The sequence below is a fragment of the Desulfotruncus alcoholivorax DSM 16058 genome (assembly GCF_000430885.1).
Classification (GTDB): domain Bacteria; phylum Bacillota; class Desulfotomaculia; order Desulfotomaculales; family Desulfallaceae; genus Desulfotruncus; species Desulfotruncus alcoholivorax.
The window spans coordinates 1-22,890 of the sequence record NZ_AUMW01000026.1 but is presented as its reverse complement, the minus strand read 5'-3'; the positions used below and the strand labels follow the sequence as shown (position 1 = coordinate 22,890).

The 22,890-nt window shown below is 44.3% G+C and carries 23 protein-coding genes and 1 riboswitch; of the genes, 4 read left to right on the top strand and 19 right to left on the bottom strand.

The features are described from left to right. Positions 1–17 precede the first annotated feature (17 nt). From H569_RS0113040 to H569_RS0113010, 6 genes are all read right to left on the bottom strand, one after another. Positions 18–722, bottom strand: a complete 705-nt coding sequence (locus tag H569_RS0113040; RefSeq protein ID WP_027365356.1) for an ABC transporter ATP-binding protein — start codon at positions 720–722, stop codon at positions 18–20. Then, the gene (locus tag H569_RS0113035) at positions 723–1,502 is read right to left on the bottom strand and encodes an ABC transporter ATP-binding protein (RefSeq protein ID WP_309294790.1); all 780 of its coding nucleotides are present in this window, start codon (positions 1,500–1,502) and stop codon (positions 723–725) included. Further along, positions 1,495–2,526 carry a branched-chain amino acid ABC transporter permease gene (locus tag H569_RS20345; protein ID WP_238492559.1) on the bottom strand — a complete coding sequence of 344 codons (1,032 nt, stop codon included), beginning with the start codon at positions 2,524–2,526 and terminating at the stop codon, positions 1,495–1,497. Before H569_RS20345 ends, H569_RS0113035 begins: the two co-directional genes overlap by 8 nt. Before the next feature lie 9 nt (positions 2,527–2,535). Then, complete coding sequence (locus tag H569_RS0113025) at positions 2,536–3,414, bottom strand: branched-chain amino acid ABC transporter permease (protein WP_027365354.1); 879 nt, start codon at positions 3,412–3,414, stop codon at positions 2,536–2,538. 68 nt (positions 3,415–3,482) lie between these two features. Beyond that, positions 3,483–4,646, bottom strand: coding sequence for an ABC transporter substrate-binding protein (locus H569_RS0113020; RefSeq protein ID WP_207637560.1), 1,164 nt, complete (start codon positions 4,644–4,646; stop codon positions 3,483–3,485). Positions 4,647–5,060: 414 nt separating this feature from the next. Further along, complete coding sequence (locus H569_RS0113010) at positions 5,061–5,789, bottom strand: FadR/GntR family transcriptional regulator (RefSeq protein WP_027365352.1); 729 nt, start codon at positions 5,787–5,789, stop codon at positions 5,061–5,063. 529 nt (positions 5,790–6,318) lie between these two features. On the opposite strand from H569_RS0113010, the gene H569_RS0113005 reads away from it, so the two are divergent. The 3 genes from H569_RS0113005 (at position 6,319) to asnB (ending at position 9,708) form a co-directional block, all read left to right on the top strand. Beyond that, positions 6,319–7,065 (top strand): phosphatidylserine decarboxylase family protein, encoded by a 747-nt coding sequence (locus tag H569_RS0113005; protein WP_238492558.1) that lies wholly within the window; start codon positions 6,319–6,321, stop codon positions 7,063–7,065. Between the two features lie 34 nt (positions 7,066–7,099). Further along, positions 7,100–7,582, top strand: coding sequence for a CDP-diacylglycerol--serine O-phosphatidyltransferase (gene pssA / locus H569_RS23665; protein WP_407638089.1), 483 nt, complete (start codon positions 7,100–7,102; stop codon positions 7,580–7,582). A gap of 281 nt (positions 7,583–7,863) precedes the next feature. Beyond that, positions 7,864–9,708: an asparagine synthase (glutamine-hydrolyzing) gene (gene asnB / locus H569_RS0112995; protein WP_027365349.1), complete on the top strand. Its 1,845-nt coding sequence runs from the start codon at positions 7,864–7,866 to the stop codon at positions 9,706–9,708. Positions 9,709–9,779: 71 nt separating this feature from the next. Here the strand turns inward: asnB and H569_RS0112990 are convergent, their stop codons facing one another. From H569_RS0112990 to cobK, 13 genes are all read right to left on the bottom strand, one after another. Beyond that, positions 9,780–10,634, bottom strand: a complete 855-nt coding sequence (locus H569_RS0112990; protein WP_027365348.1) for a GltB/FmdC/FwdC-like GXGXG domain-containing protein — start codon at positions 10,632–10,634, stop codon at positions 9,780–9,782. 5 nt (positions 10,635–10,639) lie between these two features. Further along, positions 10,640–12,154 (bottom strand): glutamate synthase-related protein, encoded by a 1,515-nt coding sequence (locus H569_RS0112985; protein ID WP_027365347.1) that lies wholly within the window; start codon positions 12,152–12,154, stop codon positions 10,640–10,642. Positions 12,155–12,166: 12 nt separating this feature from the next. Beyond that, on the bottom strand, positions 12,167–13,312 hold the full coding sequence (locus tag H569_RS0112980) for a class II glutamine amidotransferase (protein ID WP_027365346.1): 1,146 nt from the start codon (positions 13,310–13,312) through the stop codon (positions 12,167–12,169). Continuing rightward, positions 13,312–14,604, bottom strand: coding sequence for an NAD(P)/FAD-dependent oxidoreductase (locus H569_RS0112975; RefSeq protein ID WP_027365345.1), 1,293 nt, complete (start codon positions 14,602–14,604; stop codon positions 13,312–13,314). The genes H569_RS0112980 and H569_RS0112975 overlap by 1 nt, the downstream gene beginning before the upstream one ends. Before the next feature lie 10 nt (positions 14,605–14,614). Then, entirely contained in the window at positions 14,615–15,052 is a 438-nt protein-coding gene (locus tag H569_RS0112970; protein ID WP_027365344.1) for a 4Fe-4S dicluster domain-containing protein, read from the bottom strand. A 312-nt stretch (positions 15,053–15,364) separates the two neighbouring features. Further along, a complete protein-coding gene (locus tag H569_RS0112965; RefSeq protein ID WP_027365343.1) occupies positions 15,365–16,477 on the bottom strand; it encodes a PRK06851 family protein in 1,113 nt (370 codons plus the stop codon). Between the two features lie 625 nt (positions 16,478–17,102). Continuing rightward, positions 17,103–17,357, bottom strand: a complete 255-nt coding sequence (locus H569_RS0112960; RefSeq protein WP_027365342.1) for a hypothetical protein — start codon at positions 17,355–17,357, stop codon at positions 17,103–17,105. Between the two features lie 99 nt (positions 17,358–17,456). Then, positions 17,457–18,308, bottom strand: a complete 852-nt coding sequence (locus H569_RS0112955) for a nitrilase family protein (protein WP_027365341.1) — start codon at positions 18,306–18,308, stop codon at positions 17,457–17,459. A 131-nt stretch (positions 18,309–18,439) separates the two neighbouring features. Beyond that, entirely contained in the window at positions 18,440–19,297 is an 858-nt protein-coding gene (locus H569_RS0112950; RefSeq protein ID WP_027365340.1) for an energy-coupling factor ABC transporter ATP-binding protein, read from the bottom strand. Further along, positions 19,290–20,081, bottom strand: coding sequence for a cobalt ECF transporter T component CbiQ (gene cbiQ, locus H569_RS0112945; RefSeq protein WP_027365339.1), 792 nt, complete (start codon positions 20,079–20,081; stop codon positions 19,290–19,292). Before cbiQ ends, H569_RS0112950 begins: the two co-directional genes overlap by 8 nt. Beyond that, positions 20,074–20,364, bottom strand: a complete 291-nt coding sequence (locus H569_RS0112940; RefSeq protein WP_027365338.1) for an energy-coupling factor ABC transporter substrate-binding protein — start codon at positions 20,362–20,364, stop codon at positions 20,074–20,076. The genes cbiQ and H569_RS0112940 overlap by 8 nt, the downstream gene beginning before the upstream one ends. A 2-nt stretch (positions 20,365–20,366) precedes the next feature. Then, complete coding sequence (locus H569_RS0112935; RefSeq protein ID WP_407638090.1) at positions 20,367–21,065, bottom strand: energy-coupling factor ABC transporter permease; 699 nt, start codon at positions 21,063–21,065, stop codon at positions 20,367–20,369. Positions 21,066–21,183: 118 nt separating this feature from the next. Further along, positions 21,184–21,942, bottom strand: coding sequence for a precorrin-6A reductase (gene cobK / locus H569_RS0112930; RefSeq protein ID WP_027365336.1), 759 nt, complete (start codon positions 21,940–21,942; stop codon positions 21,184–21,186). A 336-nt stretch (positions 21,943–22,278) separates the two neighbouring features. Further along, positions 22,279–22,463, bottom strand: a riboswitch (cobalamin riboswitch). A gap of 199 nt (positions 22,464–22,662) precedes the next feature. Between cobK and H569_RS20340 the strand changes: the two genes are divergently transcribed. After that, a partial coding sequence (locus tag H569_RS20340; RefSeq protein WP_027365511.1) for a transposase occupies positions 22,663–22,890 on the top strand: 228 nt, incomplete at its 3' end.

Genomic DNA, 22,890 nt, shown 5'->3' with positions numbered 1-22,890 from the left:
ACGAAATTTAAACTCACTCAGTGTCCCAGGTACGCCTTCTTGACATCCTCGTTGTCCCGCAGTTCCCTTGCAGTACCGTGACTGATAATTTGTCCCGTCTCCATTACATAACCCCGGTTGGCCACAGATAGAGCCATCCTGGCATTTTGTTCCACCAGCAGGATGGTGGTCCCCGTTTGGTTTATTTCTTTGATGATCTTAAATATTTCCTTTACTACCAGCGGAGCAAGTCCCATTGAGGGTTCGTCCAGCAGCAGCAGCTTTGGAGCTGCCATCAGTGCCCGGCCAATGGCCAGCATCTGCTGCTCACCACCGCTTAAAGTGCCGCCTACTTGCTTTCTTCTTTCAAAAAGCCTGGGGAAACGGTCATAAACAACTTTTAGATTCCTGTTTATTTCCGCCTTATCTTTTCTGACATAAGCACCCAAGCCAAGGTTTTCTTCCACTGTAAGATTGGCAAAGATGCCGCGCCCTTCGGGTACCTGGGATATCCCACGGCGAATGATCAAGTGAGCGCCCATTCCCGAAATTGTGTCCCCCTGGTAGGTTATAGCCCCGCCCTTTAATTTGATTAAACCGCAAATGGCTTTAAGAATGGTGCTTTTACCGGCCCCGTTAGCCCCGATCAGGGTTACAATTTCTCCCTCTTCAACCTTGAAAGAAATACTTTTTAAAGCCGGGATTACCCCATAATTAACCATAACATTTTTAAGTTCCAGCATTTAAACCACCTCTTGTTCCAGAGGATCCTCACTGCCCAGATAGGCTTCGATAACTTTTTGATTTGTCCTTATTTCCCCGGGAGTGCCCTCGGCAATTTTTTCACCGTGGTCCAAAACAACTATACGTTCCGATATATTCATTACCAGGTTGATATCGTGTTCAATTAAAATAATGGTTTTTCTTAAATTTTTGCTAATATGCCGGATCAGGGAAATCAGTTCCTCCCTTTCCAAAGCGTTCATACCAGCCGCCGGTTCATCCAACAGGAGCAGATTACAGCCAGTGGCCAGCGCCCTGGCTATTTCCAGTAAACGCTGCTTGCCGTAAGGGAGGTTGGTGGCCAGTTCTTCCATTAAATCAGCCAGTCCCACCATTTCTATATATTCCCTGCACTGGTTGATGGCTTCGACCCGGTTTACGGCAACCCTTTTCCCGCCGGCCAGAGCGCCCCACAGGCCCTCCCGGCTGCGGCACTGCCATCCCACCATAACGTTTTCCAGCACTGTCAGCGCCGAAAAAAGGCGGATGTTTTGAAAAGTCCTGGCTATTCCTTTTAAGACCAGCTGGTTTGGCTTAAGCCCGTTAATCAACTGTCCTTTGAATAAAATATTGCCCTGCGTGGGCCGGTAAATTCCGGTCATGGCGTTAAAAATAGTGGTCTTCCCGGCCCCGTTGGGCCCTATAATGGCCAAAAGCTCCCCTTCATCCACGGCAAAACTGACATCCCTGATGGCTTCAAGTCCCCCGAACCGGATGGTAACACTGTCAATATCAAGCACCTTCAATATATTCACCCCGCGGACTCACAGTCTTGGTGTCAATCATTTTCCGGGCGGCAAGGTCTTTCATTATGGCGTTGCGCATCCTTTTCTTGGCGCTCCAGAAACCATCAGGTTTAAAAATAACGATTACCACCATTAATGCACCAAAAATGAGCATTCTGTATTCGGCCATAAACCTTAAAATTTCGGGTATCAAACCAAGCACCACTGCTCCGATAATTGAACCCGGAATGCTGGCCAAGCCTCCCAGGACAACCATTTCCAGAACCATAATGGAATCCATGAAAGTAAAAGAATCAGGACTCACGAACGATATATACACTGCAAAGAAACCACCGGCAATACCGGCAAAAAAAGCGCTAATTATAAAAGAAATAATTTTACAGCGCAGGGTATTGATCCCCACCGCTTCGGCGGCCAGTTCATCCTGGCTGATTGCGATAAGGCTTAAGCCGAAGCCGGAATTTACAATCCTTCTCATGGTTGCAACGGTTATCAATACAATAATAAAAACAGTGTAATAATATGGAATTTTGCTCATAAATACATAGGACCCCAGTTCAGGCGCCGGGATTCCCGGCAGTCCCATCGGCCCCCGGGTTACCTTATCCCAGTTTAACAGCACCAGTCTGACTATTTCCCCAAAGCCTAAAGTTACAATAGCCAAGTAGTCCCCCGCCAGCCGCATTGTAGGCAGCCCCAGGAGCAGCCCGAAAAAAGCTGTAACTAACCCGCCAATGGGTATGGCCACTAAAAAAGACAGGTTGAGTTTGAGCATCAAAAGGGCGGTGACGTAAGCCCCAATACCGTAAAAAGCGGCGTGGCCAATGGAAAGCTGACCGGTATAACCAGAAACAAGGTTAAGGCTTAGGGATAGTATTATGAACAGGCCCAGGGTGATCAATACGTGAATATAGTAATCATTGGCTATGAAAAGGGGAATTAAGGCCAGTAGTATCATAAAAACCAGTGAGACAGCCTTATTGCGGTAATTTAAAGTAAACCTTGCCAGGTGTTCCATTTCCCTCACCTACACTTTCTGCTGTTCTCTTCTACCCATCAAGCCTGTAGGCTTGATAAGTAAAATGATTATTAGCAAGGCAAAGGCGATGGCGTCTTTGTATCCGGAGGATAGGTAGGCCGCCCCTTCATTTTCCAGCACCCCTAAAAGCAGCCCTCCCAGCATGGCCCCGGGTATACTGCCTATGCCTCCCAGCACCGCGGCGGTAAATGCTTTAAGCCCGGCGCTATAACCCATTACAGGATATACCGCGTCATAATACACCCCGATAAGGATGCCGGCTGCCGCCGCCAGGGCGGACCCGATGGCAAAGGTTATGGAGATGATATTATCTACGTTAATCCCCATTAATCTGGCGTAATCAACATTAAATGAAGTAGCCCGCATGGCCACACCCATTTTGGTATGGTTAACAAAAAAATGAAGCCCGACCATTAGCAGCAGGGATACACCCAGCGCCCAGATCTGCAGGGTACCGATATGGACTTCACCCAGTATAATGGGCTCGCCGGAAATGTTTACCGGAAAAGGGTGAGTCTCGGTGCCCCAAACCAATTGCGCGAAATTTACCAGGAAAATGGAGACCCCCAGGGCACTCAGCAGGGCAATTAGCTTGTCAGCTGCCCGCACCGGGCGATAGGCCAGCCTTTCAACCAGAATACCCATAAGGGCGGTTATAAACATGGCCAGCAAAAGGGCGGGAACAAAGGCCAGATGAAAATTCATAACCAGCACTAGCCCGATAAAGGTACCTATCATCAGTATATCTCCATGGGCAAAATTGATAATTTTGAGGATGCCGTAGACCATGGTATATCCCAGGGCAATCAAAGCATAGAGGCTACCCACAGTCAGACCATTAACAAGCTGTTGAAAAAAAACGTCCATGAGGTCTTTAGCCTCCTTTTAAATGTTACCGGGGCGAGGAGCTAAACCCCGCCCCTATTGTCAAAAGATTATTTTATATACAACTCAAATTTTCCGTTTTGGATGACCAGTTTCAGTGGTTCCTTCATGCAGTCACCGTTCTCGTCAAATGTGGTAACCCCGGTGGCTCCTTTAAAGTCTTTGAGTGTGGTCAGATATTCATTGATTTTTTCACGGTCTTCACCACCATTTTTAATGGCTGCAAACAATATATTGGCTGCATCGTAAGCATATGCTGCCCAAATGTCAGGTTCCTGGTTGTACTTTGCCTTATAGGCGGCGATAAAGTCTTTGGCTTCCTGGGAAGGAGCGGACTGGTGGAAAGACCCCACACATTTAAGCCCTTCAACATCGGCACCACCCAGTTTAATCAATGCATCAGAGTACAGCCCGTTGGAACCGAATACCGGTAGCTTGAAACCAATGCCCTTGCCCTGCTTTAACAGCATGGCGGCTTCGTTGTATTGCCCGGCAATAAACAGGGAGTCCGGTTTGGCCGCTTTAAACTTGGTCAGGATTGCGCTGAAGTCTTTTGTCTCTCCCAAGTTATAGGGCTCCATAGCCACTACTTTGCCGTTCAGGGATTCAATTTTCGCCTTGAACACATCGGCCAGCCCTTTGCCGTAATCATCATTTTCATAGGCAACCGCTATATTTTTAAACCCTTCTTCAATCATCCAATTGGCAACATATTCACCGTCATAGGCATCGCTGGTAAGAACCCTGTAAGTATATGGGCCGGCAGAGGTAATGGCCGGAGATGTACAGCCGATACCGATGTGTGGAAGCCCAACCCTGTTGTAAATGGGAGCTCCCGCCAATGTGGTGGAACTGGTATAGTGACCCACGACCGCCAGGATGGATTTGTCTGAGGCAAATTTATTGGCTACGGCAGCAGCCTCCTTTGGATCGGCTTTATCATCCTGCAGATCCAGCTTCACCTGTTTGCCGTTAATTCCACCAGCTTGATTAATTTGTTCTTCCGCCAGTAAAACGGCATTTTTAATGGTTGTGCCCGTTTCAGCAATGGCCCCGGTAAAAGGACCGGCCACACCGACTCTGATTTCTTTGCCTGCGTCGCTTGCCGATTTGTTTTCCGTGCTGTTTTTTTCATCGCCACCACAACCGGTCAGAATTGCAGCACTCAAAACCAACAATAAACCACAGAGCACCACACTAATTTTCTTAATCATTTTTCAAACCTCCTAATGTATTTATGACAACAAATTAATCAATAAAAATGCCATTCCCCTCCTTCCCCAAAGTTATTGTAACCGCCGGTTTGATAATGAGGTATCCGGAATTGAACCGGACGGCTAAATCCTTTTTTTTCAAAAATTCCCAGCATGTAGTTGTATAAAAAGTGGTACAATTGGGGTATATATATTGTCGCATCTGGTATGACCAATTCGACGTAAAAAAAAATTAATCCTTCTGTTATTTTTGAAAAATATAAATTTTTTTAACTGCGCCACAATATAAACCGGCAAATAAAAAAGCCTGATGGTTCTTAAAGAACCACAGGCACCGTTACCTGAATCATTTCATCATCGAATATATCAAGTTTTAAACATATATTGACATAATTCAAGATTTTAGTCAAGTATTTATTTCTCAATATCATCATATTCTTCCCACTCTGTAATTGCCTTTAATTCAGCAATAGCCGTGAGAAGGTGTCTTTCCATGGCTTCGGCAGCCTTTTCGGGGTCTTTTCTTACAAGAGCCTCATATATTTCTAAGTGTTGATCATACCAGATGTTCTTACCTTTATAAATCAACTTTTTCCTGCTGGGTCCATACGCTTCTCTCATCAGTCCCGAAACCATGGTCATTATATTAACTAAAATATGGTTTTTGGTGGAGTTGGCAATGGCTATATGGAAATCCAGATCAGCTTCATCAGTATCTTTCGAGTTTTCCACATCTTGACGGATATTATTCACCGCGTCCCGGATAATTAACAAATCAGTTGTGCTGGCTCTGAGCGCGGCAACTTTTACAATACCGGTCTCCAATATGCGTCTGGCTTCCAGCAGATGAAAAACATTTCTGGTCTCACGCAACATAATTGCGGCTAATGGTTCAATTAAGCTCTGTATATCGGCCTTTTTGACATAGGCCCCGCTTCCTGGAGTTATTTCAATCAAACCCATCTGGGAAAGGGCGCTTAGAGCCTCTCTCACGGCAGAGCGAGATACCTCAAGCTTTTCCGCCAGCTGGCGCTCCGGAAGAAGCTGGTCTCCCGGAGCTAAAGTACCATTTTTTATCAAATCCTGTATTTGTTCAACAACGCGTTCATACAACCTTGTTCTTTTTTTGCGTGTAAGCTCCATAAATAAGATCCTTCCCTCAAATTAATGAGACATGGTCAACCATTGGTATGATATGTATTATATCAATTAATGGGTAACATTGCCACCAAAAACGTCATTCACAATTGTCCATAAGGACATAAAAATGAGGTTATTATCCCCAAAAAACTTGTAAAAATCAGAACTAATCCTTGCAAAATTATTACATTATTTTATCACCAACTATCATCTTTCTTACATGGCCTTGTAAACTTTATTTGCTTAGCCTTTTTCTAATTAGCATTATTAATCAATATGAATGGCCTGACTATTGAAAAAAATTAATATCCATCCCAGGGATGTCAGATGGTAATTCAGAATATAATTTTTTATTAGACCACCATGCCGCTAATGAGGCACCATCGAAAAGATGAAAAAGGGGTTGCTGTAGGGGCGGACGACCCTGTCCGCCCGCCTCTGAGCCAGCTGTTAGTCATCTGGAGATATTCCGTCAAAGTTTTTTCAGGATAGAATATAATAAGTGGTAATAAAATTAAAAAGGTAACCCGTATTGGGATGGCAATATAATGACCCCATTTTTTACTCACCTTTGGGATTAAAAAAAAATCTTCCAGAAAGACGACCTTTAAAGTATAATGAAAAAAAAATACTTGGAGTTAGTATGCGTCTGGCTAAAGAAGCAATATCTTACTGTATTATCTTATCTGTATTGATGTTTTTAAGCTATTTTTTCAGCAGCATATTATTTTATATCTTTCTAGTATTGCTAGCATTCGTCTTATTTTTTTTCCGCAATCCTAAACGTCTAATCATTTCTGATGACAGGTACATTTTATCACCCGCCGATGGCAAAATCCAAAGAATTATTCCTTTCAGAGAAGATACTTTTATAGATGGAAATGCTGTAAAGGTTAGTATTTTTTTATCTTTATTTAATGTCCATATAAACAGAAGTCCAATAAAAGGAATAATCACCTATACCTCTTACAGGCCGGGCAGGTATTTCCCCGCTTTTAAAAGTCATGCCTCTGAATTAAACGAAAGAAATACCATTGGCATAGAAAACAAAAAGATTAAGGTACTTGTTCACCAAATTACTGGATTTATTGCTCGAAGAATAGTTTGTTACAGGAAAAAAGGTGATTCTGTCCTTCAAGGGGAAATATTTGGGATGATAAAATTTGGATCTTGCACTGAAATTGACTTTCCTGACAATGTAAAAATTTTGGTCAAGGAAGGAGATACTGTTATAGCTGGAAAAACTGTACTGGGGGTGATTAAGGATAAAAACTATTGATAAAAATGATCTAAGGAACTACTTACCTAATGTTTTGTCCTGTTGCAATATGATAATGGGTGTGGTAGCTATAATTTTAGCTGCTAAAGATTATTTTTTCCTCGCTTCACTAATGGTTATATTCGGCGCAGTTTTTGACCGGTATGACGGAATTGTTGCCAGAAAATTAAATGTTGTAAGCAAACTTGGCAAGGAAATGGATTCCCTTGCGGATATTGTTACTTTTGGTCTGGCACCTTCAATTATTGCGCTGTTATTTCCACTTTCAACTTTTAAAATTTCGGGCTATATTATATCAATTATTTTTATCACCTGTGGTTGGTATAGACTATCGCGGTACAATGTATCTCATATGAATAATGTTTATACCGGACTGCCCATAACAATTGCAGGTTGTTTAGTGGCAATCAGCTTAATTTATCAGTCAGAATATACTGTGCATCCACATTCCACAGCTTTTATAATGCTGGTTTTCAGTTATTTAATGGTTAGTCAACATAAAATTAAAAAAATCTAATATTTTCATTTTAAGGGGTAATATGGATAATAACCTTAAGACAGCCGGATAAATACAGAAAACTTATCTTATTATATTTAATTATGAAGAGATAGTTATGTTCCATTTTTTACTACAATTTTAATATAGATTTTCCTGTTTCTGATGCATATAGTAAAGAAACAGGTTTGGGGGCGCAACAGGGCGCCTTCTTTAATGGCAATGTCGCCTGCCTGGATAGGGCGGGCGATTTTTATTTATTTAAAACAAGCTATCAAACGCTGTCGGGAGGGAAAGAAATAATGTGCGGTGTAACAGGATGGGTTGACTGGGATCAGGACTTGTCTTTTAAACGTACCGTCCTGGCAACAATGAGCGACACGTTGGCCAACAGGGGGCCTGATGCTTCTGGTATGTGGCTATCACAACATGCTGCTTTTGCCCACCGGAGGCTTATCGTGGTTGATCCTGAAGGTGGAGCCCAGCCAATGGTTCGTAGCCGTGGGGAAAACCAGTATGTAATAACTTATAATGGAGAGTTATACAATACATCTGATATAAGAAGGGAATTGGAATTAAAAGGGTATTCATTTTCAGGGCACTCCGATACGGAAGTTTTACTTGTCTCCTATATCGAGTGGGGTGAAAGTTGTGTAAATAAACTTAATGGCATCTATGCTTTTGGTATATGGAACGAAAAAGAACAAAGGCTTTTCCTGGCCCGTGATCGAATTGGAGTTAAACCGCTTTTTTATACTTATCGCCATAACTCATTAATATTTGCCTCGGAATTAAAAGCATTACTTGCCAATCCTGAGATCAAGCCTGAACTTGATGCTGAAGGTTTAGCGGAAGCTTTGTTCATGTCCCCCGGTCGAACTCCGGGGCATGGTGTATTTAAAAGGATCGCAGAATTAAAACCAGCTCATTGCCTGGTTTTCGACCATAATGGCCTTAAAATTTGGCCTTACTGGAAACTGGCCAGCAGGCCTCATGAGGATGATCTTGATACAACCACTGAAAAAGTGCGGGAACTTATTCAGGATACAGTTATCCGGCAATTGGTTGCTGACGTTCCCGTTTGCACCTTGTTGTCCGGTGGTATTGATTCCAGCGCGATTACGGCTTATGCAGTCGAGGGTTTTAATAATGAAGGGAAGCCTTCTTTACATTCGTGGTCAATTGATTACATTGACAACGACAAAAACTTTAAGCCAACACTTTACCAGCCTGATTCAGATATGCATTGGGTGCAACTGGTTTCTAATTATTTAGGCACAGTCCACCATAACGTCATGATTGATACTCCGGAGCTGGTGGATGCACTCTCGACGGCAGTCAGGGCCAGGGATTTGCCGGGCATGGCTGATGTAGATGCTTCACTGTATTTGTTTTCACGGGCTATCAAGCAAGAGGCGACTGTTGCCCTATCCGGGGAATGCGCTGACGAGATTTTCGGCGGTTACCCGTGGTTCAACAGGCCGGAACTGGTATCTCTTGACACTTTTCCCTGGATGGCAAACTTTGACTTGCGGATAAGTTTAATTGCACCCGAAATTATTGAAATTGTAAAACCTGAAGATTACATTTACCGTCGCTATATGGAAACCCTGGATGAAGTGCCCCGCCTGCCCGGTGAGGATGCTCGTAATGAGCGTATCCGTGAGATTGGATACCTTACCATGCATTGGTTCATGCAAACGCTATTGGACCGTAAGGACAGAATGAGTATGGCCGTGGGACTTGAGGTGAGAGTTCCGTTTTGTGACCACCGTCTTGTTGAATATGTTTGGAATATTCCCTGGTCAATGAAAACCTGTGATCAGATGGAAAAGGGTATTCTGCGCAGGGCAATGAAAGGAGTTTTACCTCAGGAAGTTCTAACGAGAAAGAAAAGCCCTTATCCCAAAACCCATAACCCAAATTATTTAAGTGCTGTTCGCAGCGTTGTGCTGGAAATATTGGAAGATCATGATTCGCCGCTGAGAAGGCTGGTTAATATTGAGACATTGCGTAAATTAACTGCCCGCGAAGGGAGCAATTTAAATAAACCTTTTTACGGCCAGCTAATGACCGATGCACAGTTATTTGCATATCTGATCCAGGTAGATGCGTGGTTGAGGGAATACAAAGTAAGCATAGTTTAAAAAAGAACTGTTGGGGACATACCTCCGACCCTAGAGCCATGACCCCAAAGAAGAGGTGTGTCCCCATTCCTCTAGTACGCGTATATTTTCCCATAGGGGCGAAGGGAGACCGGTAACAACTTAATAAAATTACCTTTCAAAATTTCTTCGGCGTTGCCTCCAAAATGTTCACAGTATTTCTTAACATAGGTGGCCACAATTTCACGGTCTGCGTCATCGAGGTTGCGTACCCCTACTTCTTTGCCGAGTTGATGTTGTTCAACAGTACCGCGCAGGTATATTACGCCCCCGTGCATGCCTGTTCCTATATAGTTGGCACGGTGCGGCTCGCTTTCCCTCAAATTTAAACCCAGCAACATTACTATTCCACCGGCCATATATTCACCTAAAAAGTCCTGTGCGGTTCCGCCGACAACAAGAACGGGCAATTTTTCTTTATACTGCTTCATGTGAATGGCCGCTCTGTAACCAACGTTGTCCCTGATAAAGACTTTGCCGCCCCGCACGGACATGGCAACCACGTCGCCGGCCCGGCCGTGAACAATTATTTCCCCGTCATCCATGGTATTTCCTACGCCGTCCTGGGCGTTGCCGTTGACAATAATTTGATGGCCTTTTAAAAACATCCCCAGGTCATTGCCGGGAAAGTTGTTAATAACTATTTTAACGGGCTTGTATTCCCGGGGAAGCACCAATCTGGTGCCGATATACCTTTGCCCGTAAACATTGTTGACGGTGATTTCAAAAGCGCCCCGCAATGCAACTTCCCTGAGAACATCGTTAACCTCTTTATGTTTCATGGCACCGGCGTTTATGACAGCTTTGCCGCCGTCCAGCACGGTATATTCCGCAATTAGCTCATCAACCGGACGAATATCGCCTAAAAAATTATCCCTATAACCAAATTTAACATTCAAACCATTCATTCGGCTCACTCCCCTGCTCCCTTTACTCCCAGAACATTGAGTTCCCATTCTTCCAGACCCACGCCACGCAGGTGTTCCCTGTTGCCGCGCAGGCTTTCAATAGCATTGATACCCATTCCGCCCAGCATTTCCTGTATCTCATGACTCCAGCCTTTTAATAAATTAACTAGTTTTTGACTGGTGATTTCCGGGTTAAGCCTCTTTGTTAAAAAAGGATCCTGGGTGCAAATACCCCAATTGCATTTTCCCGTATAACACTTATGGCAGAGGGTGCAGCCCATGGCAACCAGTGCCGCTGTTCCTATATATACAGCGTCGGCACCCAGCGCGATGGCTTTTATGGCGTCGGCGGAACACCTGATTCCTCCAGCAGCCAGCACCGAGCATTTGTGCCTGATACCCTCTTCCCGGAGCCTTTTATCAACTGCAGCCAGCGCCAGTTCCATCGGTATGCCCACATTATCCCTCGTGGCGAGCGGAGCTGCACCAGTTCCCCCTCTGATACCGTCAATAGCCACAATATCAGCGCCCGCCCTGACGATACCGGAAGCAATGGCAGCCACATTATGAACAGCGGCAATTTTAACCGAGACAGGTTTTTCGTAATTGGTGGCTTCTTTAAGCGCGTATATAAGCATGGAAAGGTCTTCAATTGAATAAATATCATGCTGCGGCGCGGGTGATAATGCATCGGTGCCCATCGGGATCATCCTGGTCTCAGCAATATTAGCTGAAACTTTTTCGCCGGGCAGGTGCCCGCCAATGCCGGGTTTCGCTCCCTGTCCGATTTTAATTTCAATAATCTGTGCGCTGTTCAGATAGTCCGAATCAACCCCGAACCTGCCGCTTGCGCACTGAACTATGGCATTGCCCCCGAATTCCTCGCGCATGTGCTCCGGCAAGCCGCCCTCGCCAGTATTAAACAGAGTCCCAAATTCCTTGGCGGCCATGGCAAGCGATTTATACGCCTGGTAACTGATGGCCCCGTAAGACATAGCAGAAAATACCAGCGGTGTTTTAATGGGCACGTTGGGGTTTAGCTGGGATTTAAGGCTGGCTTTACCTTCCTCAAAGGTGATTTCAAGCGTGTCCGGCTTGCGGCCAAGAAATGTCTTCAGTTCCATCGGTTCCCTTAAAGGGTCAATGGAAGGGTTGGTAACCTGCGAGGCATTAAGCACCAGGTGGTCCCAGTAAATCCGGTAGGGTTTGTCATTGCCGCTGCCGGTAAGTATTACCCCGCCGGTCTCAGCCTGCTTTTTGAGATTTTGCACTTTATCTCTGGTCCAACTGCTGTTGGGCCGGTAATCATATACGCGCGGGTGTACATAAAGTGCGTTAGTGGGACAAAGGGCCACGCAACGCTGGCAGCCAACGCATAGCTCGTTTGACGAAAAAATTTTATTTAAATCTTCGTCGTATTCATGAACTTTGTTGGCACACTGTCTTTCGCAAACCCGGCAGCGGATACATTTATCTTCCGATCTTTCGATGGTAAATTCAGGTAAAAGGTATGAATACATGATTTATCACCCTCAAATCGATTTTTTTACACTTAGCAGGTGGTCCTGCGAGTTCATTCTGACCACAACCGGTTCGCCGCCGGGTGGCGTCCAGGCTATCTCCAAATCCGGGCAAACAGCTCTGATGGAAGCCTCCTCGGAAGAGAGAAATACAAAATCACCCTTGGCGCCCGCCGTTATCGGCCTTAGCCTGATCCTGTCGGTTAGCCCGATCATCTCATTATGGTGGGCGATAATCACAGTAAAAGGCCCGTTCATTAGCAGTGGCGCGTAAGTCATGCGTAAAGCGGTAAATAATTTTTTATCGTTTTCGTTCATCTGCTCAATTGCATCCCACATGGGCGGAGCAAATATTTTACTGACTATTTCTATAGGCAAATTTTGCCTGCGCATAAGCAGGTCAACAGCGTAAGCCAGCACTTCGGTGTCGGTATGCAGGGTGCAGTAATAGTTATGCATTTCCAGATATCTTCTATTGGTCCCGTAAGAGGATATTTCACCATTGTGCACAACGGTCCAGTCCAATATATTGAACGGGTGCGCACCGCCCCACCAGCCCGGGGTATTGGTTGGGAACCTGCTGTGAACGGTCCAAATATAGCCCTGGTATAATTTATCCAGCATGAAATAATCCGCGATCTCTTCAGGAAAACCGACACCTTTAAAAACTCCTACATCTTTGCCGGAAGAAAAGACATAAGCATCATCCACGTTTGTATTTAAATACATTACCCTTGTTACCACGTACTCATCATCCGGTATGGCCTGGTCTTCACTTTTCTTTTGCGGTGCAACATAATATCTCCATACAATAGGCGGGAAAAATAAAGCCACGTCGGGATTGGTGGGTATTTCCTCGTCATAAACGACGTAAAAATGTTCCTTTAAGAAAGCTTCGACCCTGCGCTTGGCATCCAGATTTTTATTTTGGTACATGATGTGCAGCGCGTAATATTCCTTATATTCCGGGTAAAGGCCGTAAATGGCAAACCCCCCGCCCAGCCCGCTGCCCCGCACTTTCATGTTTTTAATGGCGTTGATGGCCATACTGCCGCCAAATTTTTCGCCCTTGGTGTTCATTACACCGAAAAGCCCGCAGGCATCCATTTCTTTATCGGGTATAAACCTATCACTCTCGAAATGTTTTTGAACCAGCATTATACCACCCCTAAAATTACATCTTCTCTTAGTAACTGCCATCTGAGCTCGTCAGGCAAATTGGCGTATCCGAAATCACCGGACAGCAGTTCTTGCTCAAAACTTCGCACGTCGATTTTCTTGCGCATCAGGTTTAAGAATATACCCGCCCTGTTTATTTGACCAATTAAAATGTATCCCTGAATAACGCCCTTATTATTTAAAACAAATTTCAGGTAGATATCTTTGTTAGCGTCTAATTTTTGCAAAACTCTAAAATCGCCCGTGGTTTCGCCTGTTACGTTAAGACCCGCATTAATCAAATTCAGGTCAAAAAAGTGCATTGCGTTCATGCTTGTGCCAACTGTATATTCTCTTTCTATGCCGGCCATATTGAAGGCCGCAATCCTGCCCCCGGTGTAAGCATTGGGCCATAGCGGCAGTGGTTGGGCTTGTCCGGTAACGAAATTAAAGTTGGAAGCGCAGTCCCCGCAGGCGTATACGTTGGGAGCGGAGGTCTGCATCTTTTTATTCACCACAATGCCCCTGTTAATTTCAATTCCAGAGCTTTCTGCCAGTTCAACTCTGGGGATTACGCCTACGCCGACAATCAGCAAGTCGCAGGGTATGTTTGTGCCGTCCCTGAGGGTTACACCTTCAACAGATTCCTCTCCGTGCACTTCCTGGATCGTGTTATTTAAATAAATATCTACGCCGGCGTTTTTAAACGTTTTTTCTACTAACATGGAACCGGTTTCGTCAATAACAGGAGCCAGCACCCTGCCGCCCAACTCCACTACACTAACTTTTAACCCTTTCTTTTTTAATACCTCGGCTGCCATCAGCCCGATAACGCCCCCGCCCAGAACCACTGCATGCCGGGCCGATGCCAATTTCTTTTCGATACCCAGCAAATCTTTAAAGCTGTGAAAACTAAATATATTCTGTTTATCAAGTCCCGCAATGGGAGGGTAAATTGGTTTGCCGCCAGTGGCCAGTAAAAGTTTGCCGTAACCCAGGCGCTCTCCTCCGGTAAGCACAACTTCTTGCTTCTCTGGATCAAGCGCTTCGGCCTTTTGGCCCGTTATCAAGGTAACTCCGGCCCGGTCATAAAATTCTGCGGGCCGGTAAAACATTTTATCTATAGTAATTTTGCCGGCCAGGTAATAGGGAATTAGAGCCCTGGAATACACGTGATTGCTTTCCTCGGAAACCAGCCATATACTGCCGGTTTTATCAATGCTTCTCAGACCTTCAATGCAACCCACTGCCCCGGCTGAATTGCCAATGATTAAATAATCATAATTTCCCATTTTCTCACCCCTAATCTTCTACGTATACCAGCGCCTGGTTCGGGCATTTACTGACGCAGTACATGGTTTCCATTCCCGCGCATAAGTCACATTTAATGACTTTTTTGTGTGCGTGGTCAATAAAAATATTCCCATAGGGGCAGGTAAGCACACAACTGTAACAGCCTACGCATTTTTCCGCGTCGTGTTCGATTGCCCCGCTCTCAGGATTTTTGGTTAATGCGCCGCTGATACATGCGGAAACACAGTCCGGCTCATTGCAATGCCGGCATTGCAGCGCAAAGGTCAAAGGCAATTTTTCTTCAACCCTGACTCTGGGCTCCGGTTTTTTGTCTTCATAATTAAAGGCTTTGATAATATGCTTGGATTTTGAATGTGCTACCGCACACCATATTTCACACAAGTGACACCCCATGCATACTTCAGGCTTGGCCAGTATTTTTCCCATGGCTGCTCCTTCCTCTCGAGTAATAAAATTTAATTTTGAAATTAAAAAGCCCACAAGGACATGTTTAAAAAACTGCAGTTAAACATGCCGTGTGGGCTTCATTGCCCTTTTGCGCTCTTCATCGAGCTTATATTCAACTAAACAGGCAATTGGCAGATGTATGCTGACAGGCAAAATAAAAACGTCCTACTTGGATCTGTATTCTCAGATCCAAGTAGGACGCCATTGCCCCAAAAAATATCTTATTGATTATTATAAGTTAATGCTAAAAAAAATCAATACTTTTATCAATAGAAATATTGTATACTTGTTCTATTTAAATTCCTCAGCTAAATCCAGTATTCTAGCCAGTGTCTTTTCTCTTCTGGCATCTATTGCCTCAAAATCCATGTAGGGTGCATAATATTTTTCCATATCGTCATGCTCCGCTTTGGCCTGTTTGATAAAAGATACCGCTTGTTCCATACACTGCCGGTACATTTTACGGGCGGTTGTTTTTTCAGTAAGATATTTCTCGTTAATAATGGGGTTTACACATTCCATCGTATCCACGACGACATCACCGTTTCCGGGTCTAAAATCATGTGGTTCAACAGAATTGACAATAGCAACGCTAAGACCGGGTATAACCAGGTGGTCAATCAATTCCGGCTCAAGGGCACAATGGTAGGCTTCGATATCAAACCCCCTCATCATTGCGGCCTCAGCGAGCCTGCGTATCAATGTGTTTTTACCGGTACCGTCATCACCTTCAATAATATACTTTTTGGTAATGCCGGCCACAATGGTTCCAAGGTGGCTAACCGGGCCATCAGGCGTTATCGCCGTAGCAAATAAATGGCGCTCTTTGGGGTTATCCTTTTGGCGCTCCTGGCCCTCAAAAATCTCATGCGTAAGTTCCAATACTTTGCGGTCGAAATCGCCGACATTTAAAGCACCCGTTCCGGAGTAATAAAACTTAACTTCATTGAGGAATATTTTGGCTGCGGACAGATAAGAGTAAGCCCGGTTAAAAAGTCTGCCTACCTCCTTGTTACAGGCAAGAATTTCTTTTTTATTGGCCCTCAGCGCTTTTACGTTCCAGTGATCTCCCAAATGGATTATTTCGTCTACTGCACCTGGATTCTTGGGATCTACAACGTGGGGCGCTGTGCCGTCCAGCAACGCTACTTTAATAGCCGGTATCACTACACCATCAAGTGAGCCGTTATCGGAAGAACAGCAATGAAATTCCACATCGTAACCCCGCTCCAACATCGCCTCGCCAATCTTACGCATAAAGGTAGATTTGCCTACTCCCGGGCCCCCTTTGATTACAAATATTCTGGTTGCTTCTTGTTGATCAATAATATAATCGTAAAAAGAGTAAAAGCCCTGGCTTGTATTGCCGCCGGGAAAATATTTTTTTAAACTGCCTTTGGACAAACCGGTTCCCCCTTTCGTACTTATCGACCGGAATAGTTTTAGCGGGAGCCCCGTTGATCCCGCATACACTTCCGTATGTACTATAAAATTAACTTATTTGACCCGTAGCACAGGCTATACACTAAAAAACCATGAAGGTGTTTATTCCCCAATCATGGTGTTCCGTAGCTGCCCAGTAGGATCGTGATGTCTTATTTATATGCCTAAACAGAAAAAAATGATCAAAATTTGATATCATTCAGGCATACCTTTTTCTGGATAGACTATCATGCCGCTAACCGCGTTACTGGAAAATCAATGAAAAAGTATGGCAGAGGGCCGGTGGCTCCCCGCAAGATGTACGAAAGCGCCGGTAACAGCACCCGGCGAAGCCCCGTAGGCGAACCGGACGTGCGGGCGTGATGCCAGCGAGAGTCCGAACTGAGCCAGGACGGCGAATTGAGGGCGGGTCAGTGGAAAGGGGACACACCTCTTCTTTGGCGTCATGGCTTTAGGGTCGGAGGTATGTCCCCAACTATACGCAAGGGGCGAGCCGCTGGTGCTGCCGGCGCTGAAGTTCTGAACACGACGGGGACCACCGGCACTCGAATAGCAATTTTTCTGGATAGGAGCCGGCAGGGTTTAATCAGTGACTGCAGCCGCACTTATGCTCTGGTGGAATTATGATACCGTTCTCCTCCAAAAATTCTTCAGCTCTATGACCCAAATAATGTGAAACTTCGTGATTATCTTCGTCAGACACATTGACAAGGTTTGAGACAAACGCGCCGTTTTTAAGGTTTAAAATACCAAAGTAGTTATTGCCCTTAAACTCAAAATGCATTTTTACCTCATACTCATCTTTGTCCACAATTGACATTTGATTTATCTTAATGTCCATAAATAAACGCTCCCTGCATAAATTTTTGCTCCTTTGATAAATATCGCCGTTTCGCACTCTTAATTTTCTTGCCCTACGAAACCAACGTTTTATCATTTTTTATTCTTTCCCGGCACAATAATTGTCTTTAACGAGGTCCTGGTATAGCTCCGGACGCCTGCTGCTGATGTAAAAACTATTGCTCATGGAATAAGACTCCTTGTTTCTGATAGTATTGATCAGCTTTGCATCAAGCTCTGTCACCAGCATGTCTTCACCTTTATTAAAAGCTTCAGCAACTACATTTCCCTTGGGATCAATGACCAAAGCCCCCCCACAGTAACTATGCCCTGTTCCGTCTTCACCCACCAGATTACAGGCCGCTAAGTATACTGCGTTATCGTAGGCCCGGGCGGTCATATATTTAAGCCATATTCCACGCCGGTCACCAACTATGGAGGGTGAAGCATGCGGAGCGAAAATGATTTCCGCCCCGGCCATGGACATAATTGTAGTTATTTCAGGAAAATGAAGATCCCAACATATTTCTATGCCCAGCTTGGCTTTGTTGACATCGAATACAGGCAATTTTTCACCTGGAGAAAAATAAGGTTTTTCGCTATTACCAAGATGGGTTTTACGATATTTTAACAGCTGGCCGTCCGGTTTGATTAAAAGTTGAGTTATATATGGTTTTGCTGATTCAGACTTTTCCGCTATACCCACTATGGCTATAATGTTGCTTTTTTTCACCGTTTCTACCAGGCGATAGGTTGAAGGGCCTGGTACGGGCTCTGAGTATAACTCCGACCGGTCGCGGCTGTAACCCTGTACGCACAACTCCGGAAAACATATCAGATCAACTTTTTCTTCGGCCGCATGGTTGATAAATTGGGTTATTTTTTGCAGGTTATAAGCAGTATTGCCGAAAATGGACTGCATTTGAACCAGGGCGATTTTAATTTTCTCCATAAATATACTCCTGCTGTATCCAGATAAAATATCTCAAAAAGAGTTTCCTATGCACCTTAACCTTTGTTCCCCAGTCATTTTGACGGACTCTCTCTCCTTCTGCATTCCACCAATTATTTGGAATTACGGTTCTATTGTTCCCCAGTGCATATGCCGTGATAAAGTATTTTTTCAAAAAGTTCTTCCTTATTGCGAGGTAAAGTTGCTTTTGGGGGAATACATCCTTTTTTAATCAACAAATCATGCACATCAACTAACCACGGCCTGTCGAGGTCAGCATTCCGGAGCAGCGCATCGTCACTAAAGACCTTATCGGGGACGCCCTCCCCGATAACCCTGCCATCACTCATGATGAAAACATAATCAGCCCAGGAGTAAGCCAGGTCCACGTCATGGGTGGATAGAACGACCGTAGTGCCGTTTTGAATGATCTTATCAAATAATTGCAACGTTTGTTTGGCATGCTTGGGGTCAAGCCACGCCGTCGGTTCGTCACAGATCAAAACCTGGGGTTCCATGGCCAGTATATCCGCAATAGTTACTCTTTTTTTCTGCCCGTAACTCAACATGTGGGTGGGTTTATCCTTCAGCTCATTAATCCCTGTGGCAGTCATTGCCCGTTCCACCCGGTCTCTTACTGTTTTTTCGGTTAGCCCAAGATTTAACGGCCCAAAAGAAATTTCCTGGTAAACACTGGCGGAAAAAAGTTGACTGTCCGGGTCCTGAAACACAATTCCTACGTTTTTGCGTAATTCCAAAAGTGATCTCCTGTCGTAACTGACATTATTACCGTTAAATTTCACTGTACCGCTCTTTGGCTTTAAAATACCGTTAAAGTGAAGAAATAGAGTGGATTTACCCGCCCCATTGGAGCCCAGTACAGCCGTTTTTTGACTCCTGGGAATCCTTAAATACAAACCTTTTAAAGCTTGGGTTCCATCCGGATAAATGTAGCTAAGATTCTCTGCCTCAAGTATATAATCAGCCAATTTTTCCCATCTCCAGTAAGATTGCTGTTATAGCTAAAGTAGATTCTACGATAGCAATTATTACTATATTGATTACAGAAACAGTGTATTCGGGTGCCAAAACATTTAACCGCCCGTTGTAACCCCTCGATGACAAAGCGGTGAATAACGTTTGGGAGCGGTGGTATGCTTTGATAAACAATGCGGCGGTCAATTGCCCGAGTGATTTCATGGAGTTTTTCAATGAAGCATAACCCCAGCGGGAAGACTGGCTGGTGTAAATGTCTTCTGCAGTTGCCAGCATAACAAATATAAACCGGTAGATTAAATCGGTCAATTCTATAAAAAGAGCAGGAATTTTTAATTTCCTCATTACATCTACAATTTCCACGGCCGGAGTGGTCAGAGACAGGAAATACAGACAAGAGACCGCGCCTAAAGATTTAAAAAACAGTCCGGCGGCAGAGTGCAAACCACTATGGGTAATTCCGATATTTATTCCTGATATGGTTATCCCCGCCAGCTGAGCCGCTCCAAAGCCATGAGTCGAAATAGATACGGCAATGGTTAATACACCTATTGATAAAAATGATAAAGGCAGAGACATTAATTTTAAATACACTTTCATCGGGATACGGGCGAGTCCTATTATTGCATAAGCCATTAAAAGTATTATAATGCATGAAAATACAGGTAAAGAAAAACCTATACACAGGAACATAGTTATAAAGGCAAACGCGGCTTTTTCCAGGGGATGAACTTGACGCAAACGATTGGTATATGCAAAACCGTCTATGTTAAGCATTAGAATTTCTCTCTCCCCGGTTTTTTTTCCCTTTATTGTAGCCAATGAAATAACCGATAAAACCGGCTCCCAGGGCAGCTTGTACAGCAAAAAGCAGGCTTTCTATCTCTCCGCTGGGAGGCTCCCAAAATGAATTAAACCATGGTTTATAATCCGGTTTAATTTGAGTAATTACTTTTTCGGCTTGCCCGTCTGCGCCCCCAAATTCAGCACCTTTTTGGGTGAAAAAAGGTATTACGGCTAATATCACTACAATTCCTATAAGAACCAGGTTTTTTTTCATTACTAAACCTCCTTCGTAAGAACTGATAACTCCTGAAGTTCCTGCTTGTTGTAAGACATTAAAACGTTAAAAACCACTACCGTTAAAATTCCTTCACTAATGGCCAGTGGTACTTGGGTAACCGCAAAAACACCCATAAACTTAACCAAGGAAGCAAGGATGCCGCCATACTGGGCAGGGAAAGCCAAAGCCAACTGCAATGATGTGGTGATATAGGTGAGCAGATCCCCGAGCGCTGCGGCAAGAAATACTGATAACCAAATGGGAGCTCCCAATTTTTTAGCGAGTCTGTAAACGAAGTATGAGACGATTGGGCCAACTACTCCCATTGAAAAAGTATTGGCACCCAGGGTAGTTATGCCGCCATGGGCAAGCAACACAGCCTGAAAAATCAAGACAATACAACCCAGAACACTCATAGTCATTGGCCCGAACATAATAGCGCCCAGTCCTACTCCCGTTGGATGTGAACAACTACCGGTCACTGACGGAATTTTGAGGGATGACAACACAAAAGCAAAAGCTCCGGCCAAACCCAACAGCATTTTCAAGCCAGGGTTGGTATTAATTGTTTTTTGGATGGAACGCAGTCCCAGGAATATAAAAGGAATAACCATGGCGAACCATATTCCCGCCCAATTTATCGGCAGGTAGCCTTCCATGATATGCATTGCATAAGCGTTTGGGGGAAGCAACAACATGACACCAAGGATATAGAAAACAGTATAAACCAACGTTTTTCTTGTTTTCATAAACACCTCTCCTAATATCAATATTTAAACTCGGTTAACTGGTTAACTTCAACAAATCTAATTAAAGTTATATAAGCTTTTCATTAATAATTTTAATAACCTGTTCCGCGCCATAGCACGGTTGAAGGTCCTGGATGTTGCGCTTTACAATAACAATGGGAATTTTAAGGGAAAGGGCTGCATCGATTTTTGTATCAGTGCCTCCCGCCTTGCCGCTGTCTTTGGTTACAACAACAGAGGTCTTGTACATTTTAAACAATGCTTTGTTCATTTGTTTAGAAAATGGACCTTGCATAGCTACTATATCCTTAGGTCCTATACCAAGATCTTGACATTTTCTAATAATGCTGTGCTCCGGTAAAACCCGGACCACCAGTCTAAATCCATGTGTCTCTCGTTGTTCCAGAAAAGGTTCAAGGTCATGGCTGCCGGTAGTTAAAAAAATGGTTCTGCCAACGGCAGCTGCCTTGATTGCAGCTTCTTGCATGGAAAAAACAGGTATTATTAAATCGTTTGAATCAAGGGCGGTTTCCTCTCTGCCTACACGCAGATACATTATGCCCAATTCCGAGCATATTCGGGTAATAGTATCTTCTTGTTTTAATGCAAAAGGATGCCTGGCGTCAATTACTGCTTGAATGCCGTTTTCAATAAACCAGCTGGCTTGAAACGACTCTATGCTACCGTTGACCATAAATGCACCGTCATCCACCGCCAGGTTCCTGCCGAATCCGGTAGCTGCCAAAACACAAACCCTGTGTCCCAATCCTGTAAGGGTTTTAGTTATTTTTCTCCCGTCGCCTGTGCCTGATAAAACTAAAATCAATTCTTCTCACCCCGTTGCGCAAAAAACCCCCGTGTTGGCGGGGGCTCATAATTTTGGCATTTTGCCGCCAAAGGCCATAGTTCAAGCACCCCCTGTATATCAGCGGTATGAATGAACAGGCCCGGCTTGCTGGCTAAGGGTTAAGGCCCCAAGTGTATTTGGGATACCAAGCCTTCCAGCTAGTTTAAACCTAATTTAAGCTGTGGCTTCTCGAGCGACAGCACCTGTTTTTATTAGGTTAAAAAATACAAAAACCCCAGCTCCCTGACAAGCTAAGGTTACATGTCCCTTTTACCACTAAATTGATAAAAGCCACTATATCCTCTCCGTGGGAGGTAAAAGCACTTCTTTCAGGCAGGTCTCCTGACTCATGGATTATCGCACACCCTTAATCCTTCCCGGTAAAACCAGTGGCAACTCAAAGGGTACACTACCATTTACAGTGGCCGGACCGTCCAGGATTTTCACCTGGTTCCCTATTATCCCCAAAGGTTTGGGGCACCTGAAATAATATTTTTTTAAATATTATCATTTTATTACTATGTTGTCCAGTGCATTCCATATGCAATATTAATCAATAAAGTTCTAGTAAATTTTTGCAGGTTTTGAGTTAAGTCCGTATAATTGTGTAAAATAGGTTTCCAAAAAAATACTGGAGCCAGACAAATTCCTCAGTTAGAATTGAATTGCCAAAACAAACCTAACAAAGGAGGAATTTGCATGGCTCAATACCAGATTACCGTAAATCAGGAACTTTTGCACCGTCTATTTTTAAGCAATAACAAAGATTCTGGAGTAGCAGCCCTGTTGGAATCCGTATTGAACCAAATCTTACAGGCGCAAGCCACCGAACAACTTCAAGCTGAGCCATACGAGCGTACCAGCGAAAGGAAAGGGTACCGTAACGGTACATCCCCGCACCAACTAACCACCCGGGTAGGAACCATA

Coding starts and splice junctions, on each gene's coding strand:
- H569_RS0112955 (WP_027365341.1), bottom strand. CDS start 18,308: ATGGAGAAAATTAAAATCGCCCTGGTTCAAATGCAGTCCATTTTCGGC.
- H569_RS0112990 (WP_027365348.1), bottom strand. CDS start 10,634: ATGAATGGTTTGAATGTTAAATTTGGTTATAGGGATAATTTTTTAGGC.
- H569_RS0113020 (WP_207637560.1), bottom strand. CDS start 4,646: ATGATTAAGAAAATTAGTGTGGTGCTCTGTGGTTTATTGTTGGTTTTG.
- H569_RS0113025 (WP_027365354.1), bottom strand. CDS start 3,414: ATGGACGTTTTTTTTCAACAGCTTGTTAATGGTCTGACTGTGGGTAGC.
- H569_RS20345 (WP_238492559.1), bottom strand. CDS start 2,526: ATGGAACACCTGGCAAGGTTTACTTTAAATTACCGCAATAAGGCTGTC.
- H569_RS0112935 (WP_407638090.1), bottom strand. CDS start 21,065: ATGTTGTTGCTTCCCCCAAACGCTTATGCAATGCATATCATGGAAGGC.
- H569_RS0112985 (WP_027365347.1), bottom strand. CDS start 12,154: ATGTATTCATACCTTTTACCTGAATTTACCATCGAAAGATCGGAAGAT.
- H569_RS0112960 (WP_027365342.1), bottom strand. CDS start 17,357: ATGGACATTAAGATAAATCAAATGTCAATTGTGGACAAAGATGAGTAT.
- H569_RS0112940 (WP_027365338.1), bottom strand. CDS start 20,364: ATGAAAAAAAACCTGGTTCTTATAGGAATTGTAGTGATATTAGCCGTA.
- H569_RS0112970 (WP_027365344.1), bottom strand. CDS start 15,052: ATGGGAAAAATACTGGCCAAGCCTGAAGTATGCATGGGGTGTCACTTG.
- H569_RS0112975 (WP_027365345.1), bottom strand. CDS start 14,604: ATGGGAAATTATGATTATTTAATCATTGGCAATTCAGCCGGGGCAGTG.
- asnB (WP_027365349.1), top strand. CDS start 7,864: ATGTGCGGTGTAACAGGATGGGTTGACTGGGATCAGGACTTGTCTTTT.
- H569_RS0112980 (WP_027365346.1), bottom strand. CDS start 13,312: ATGCTGGTTCAAAAACATTTCGAGAGTGATAGGTTTATACCCGATAAA.
- H569_RS0113040 (WP_027365356.1), bottom strand. CDS start 722: ATGCTGGAACTTAAAAATGTTATGGTTAATTATGGGGTAATCCCGGCT.
- cbiQ (WP_027365339.1), bottom strand. CDS start 20,081: ATGCTTAACATAGACGGTTTTGCATATACCAATCGTTTGCGTCAAGTT.
- H569_RS0113010 (WP_027365352.1), bottom strand. CDS start 5,789: ATGGAGCTTACACGCAAAAAAAGAACAAGGTTGTATGAACGCGTTGTT.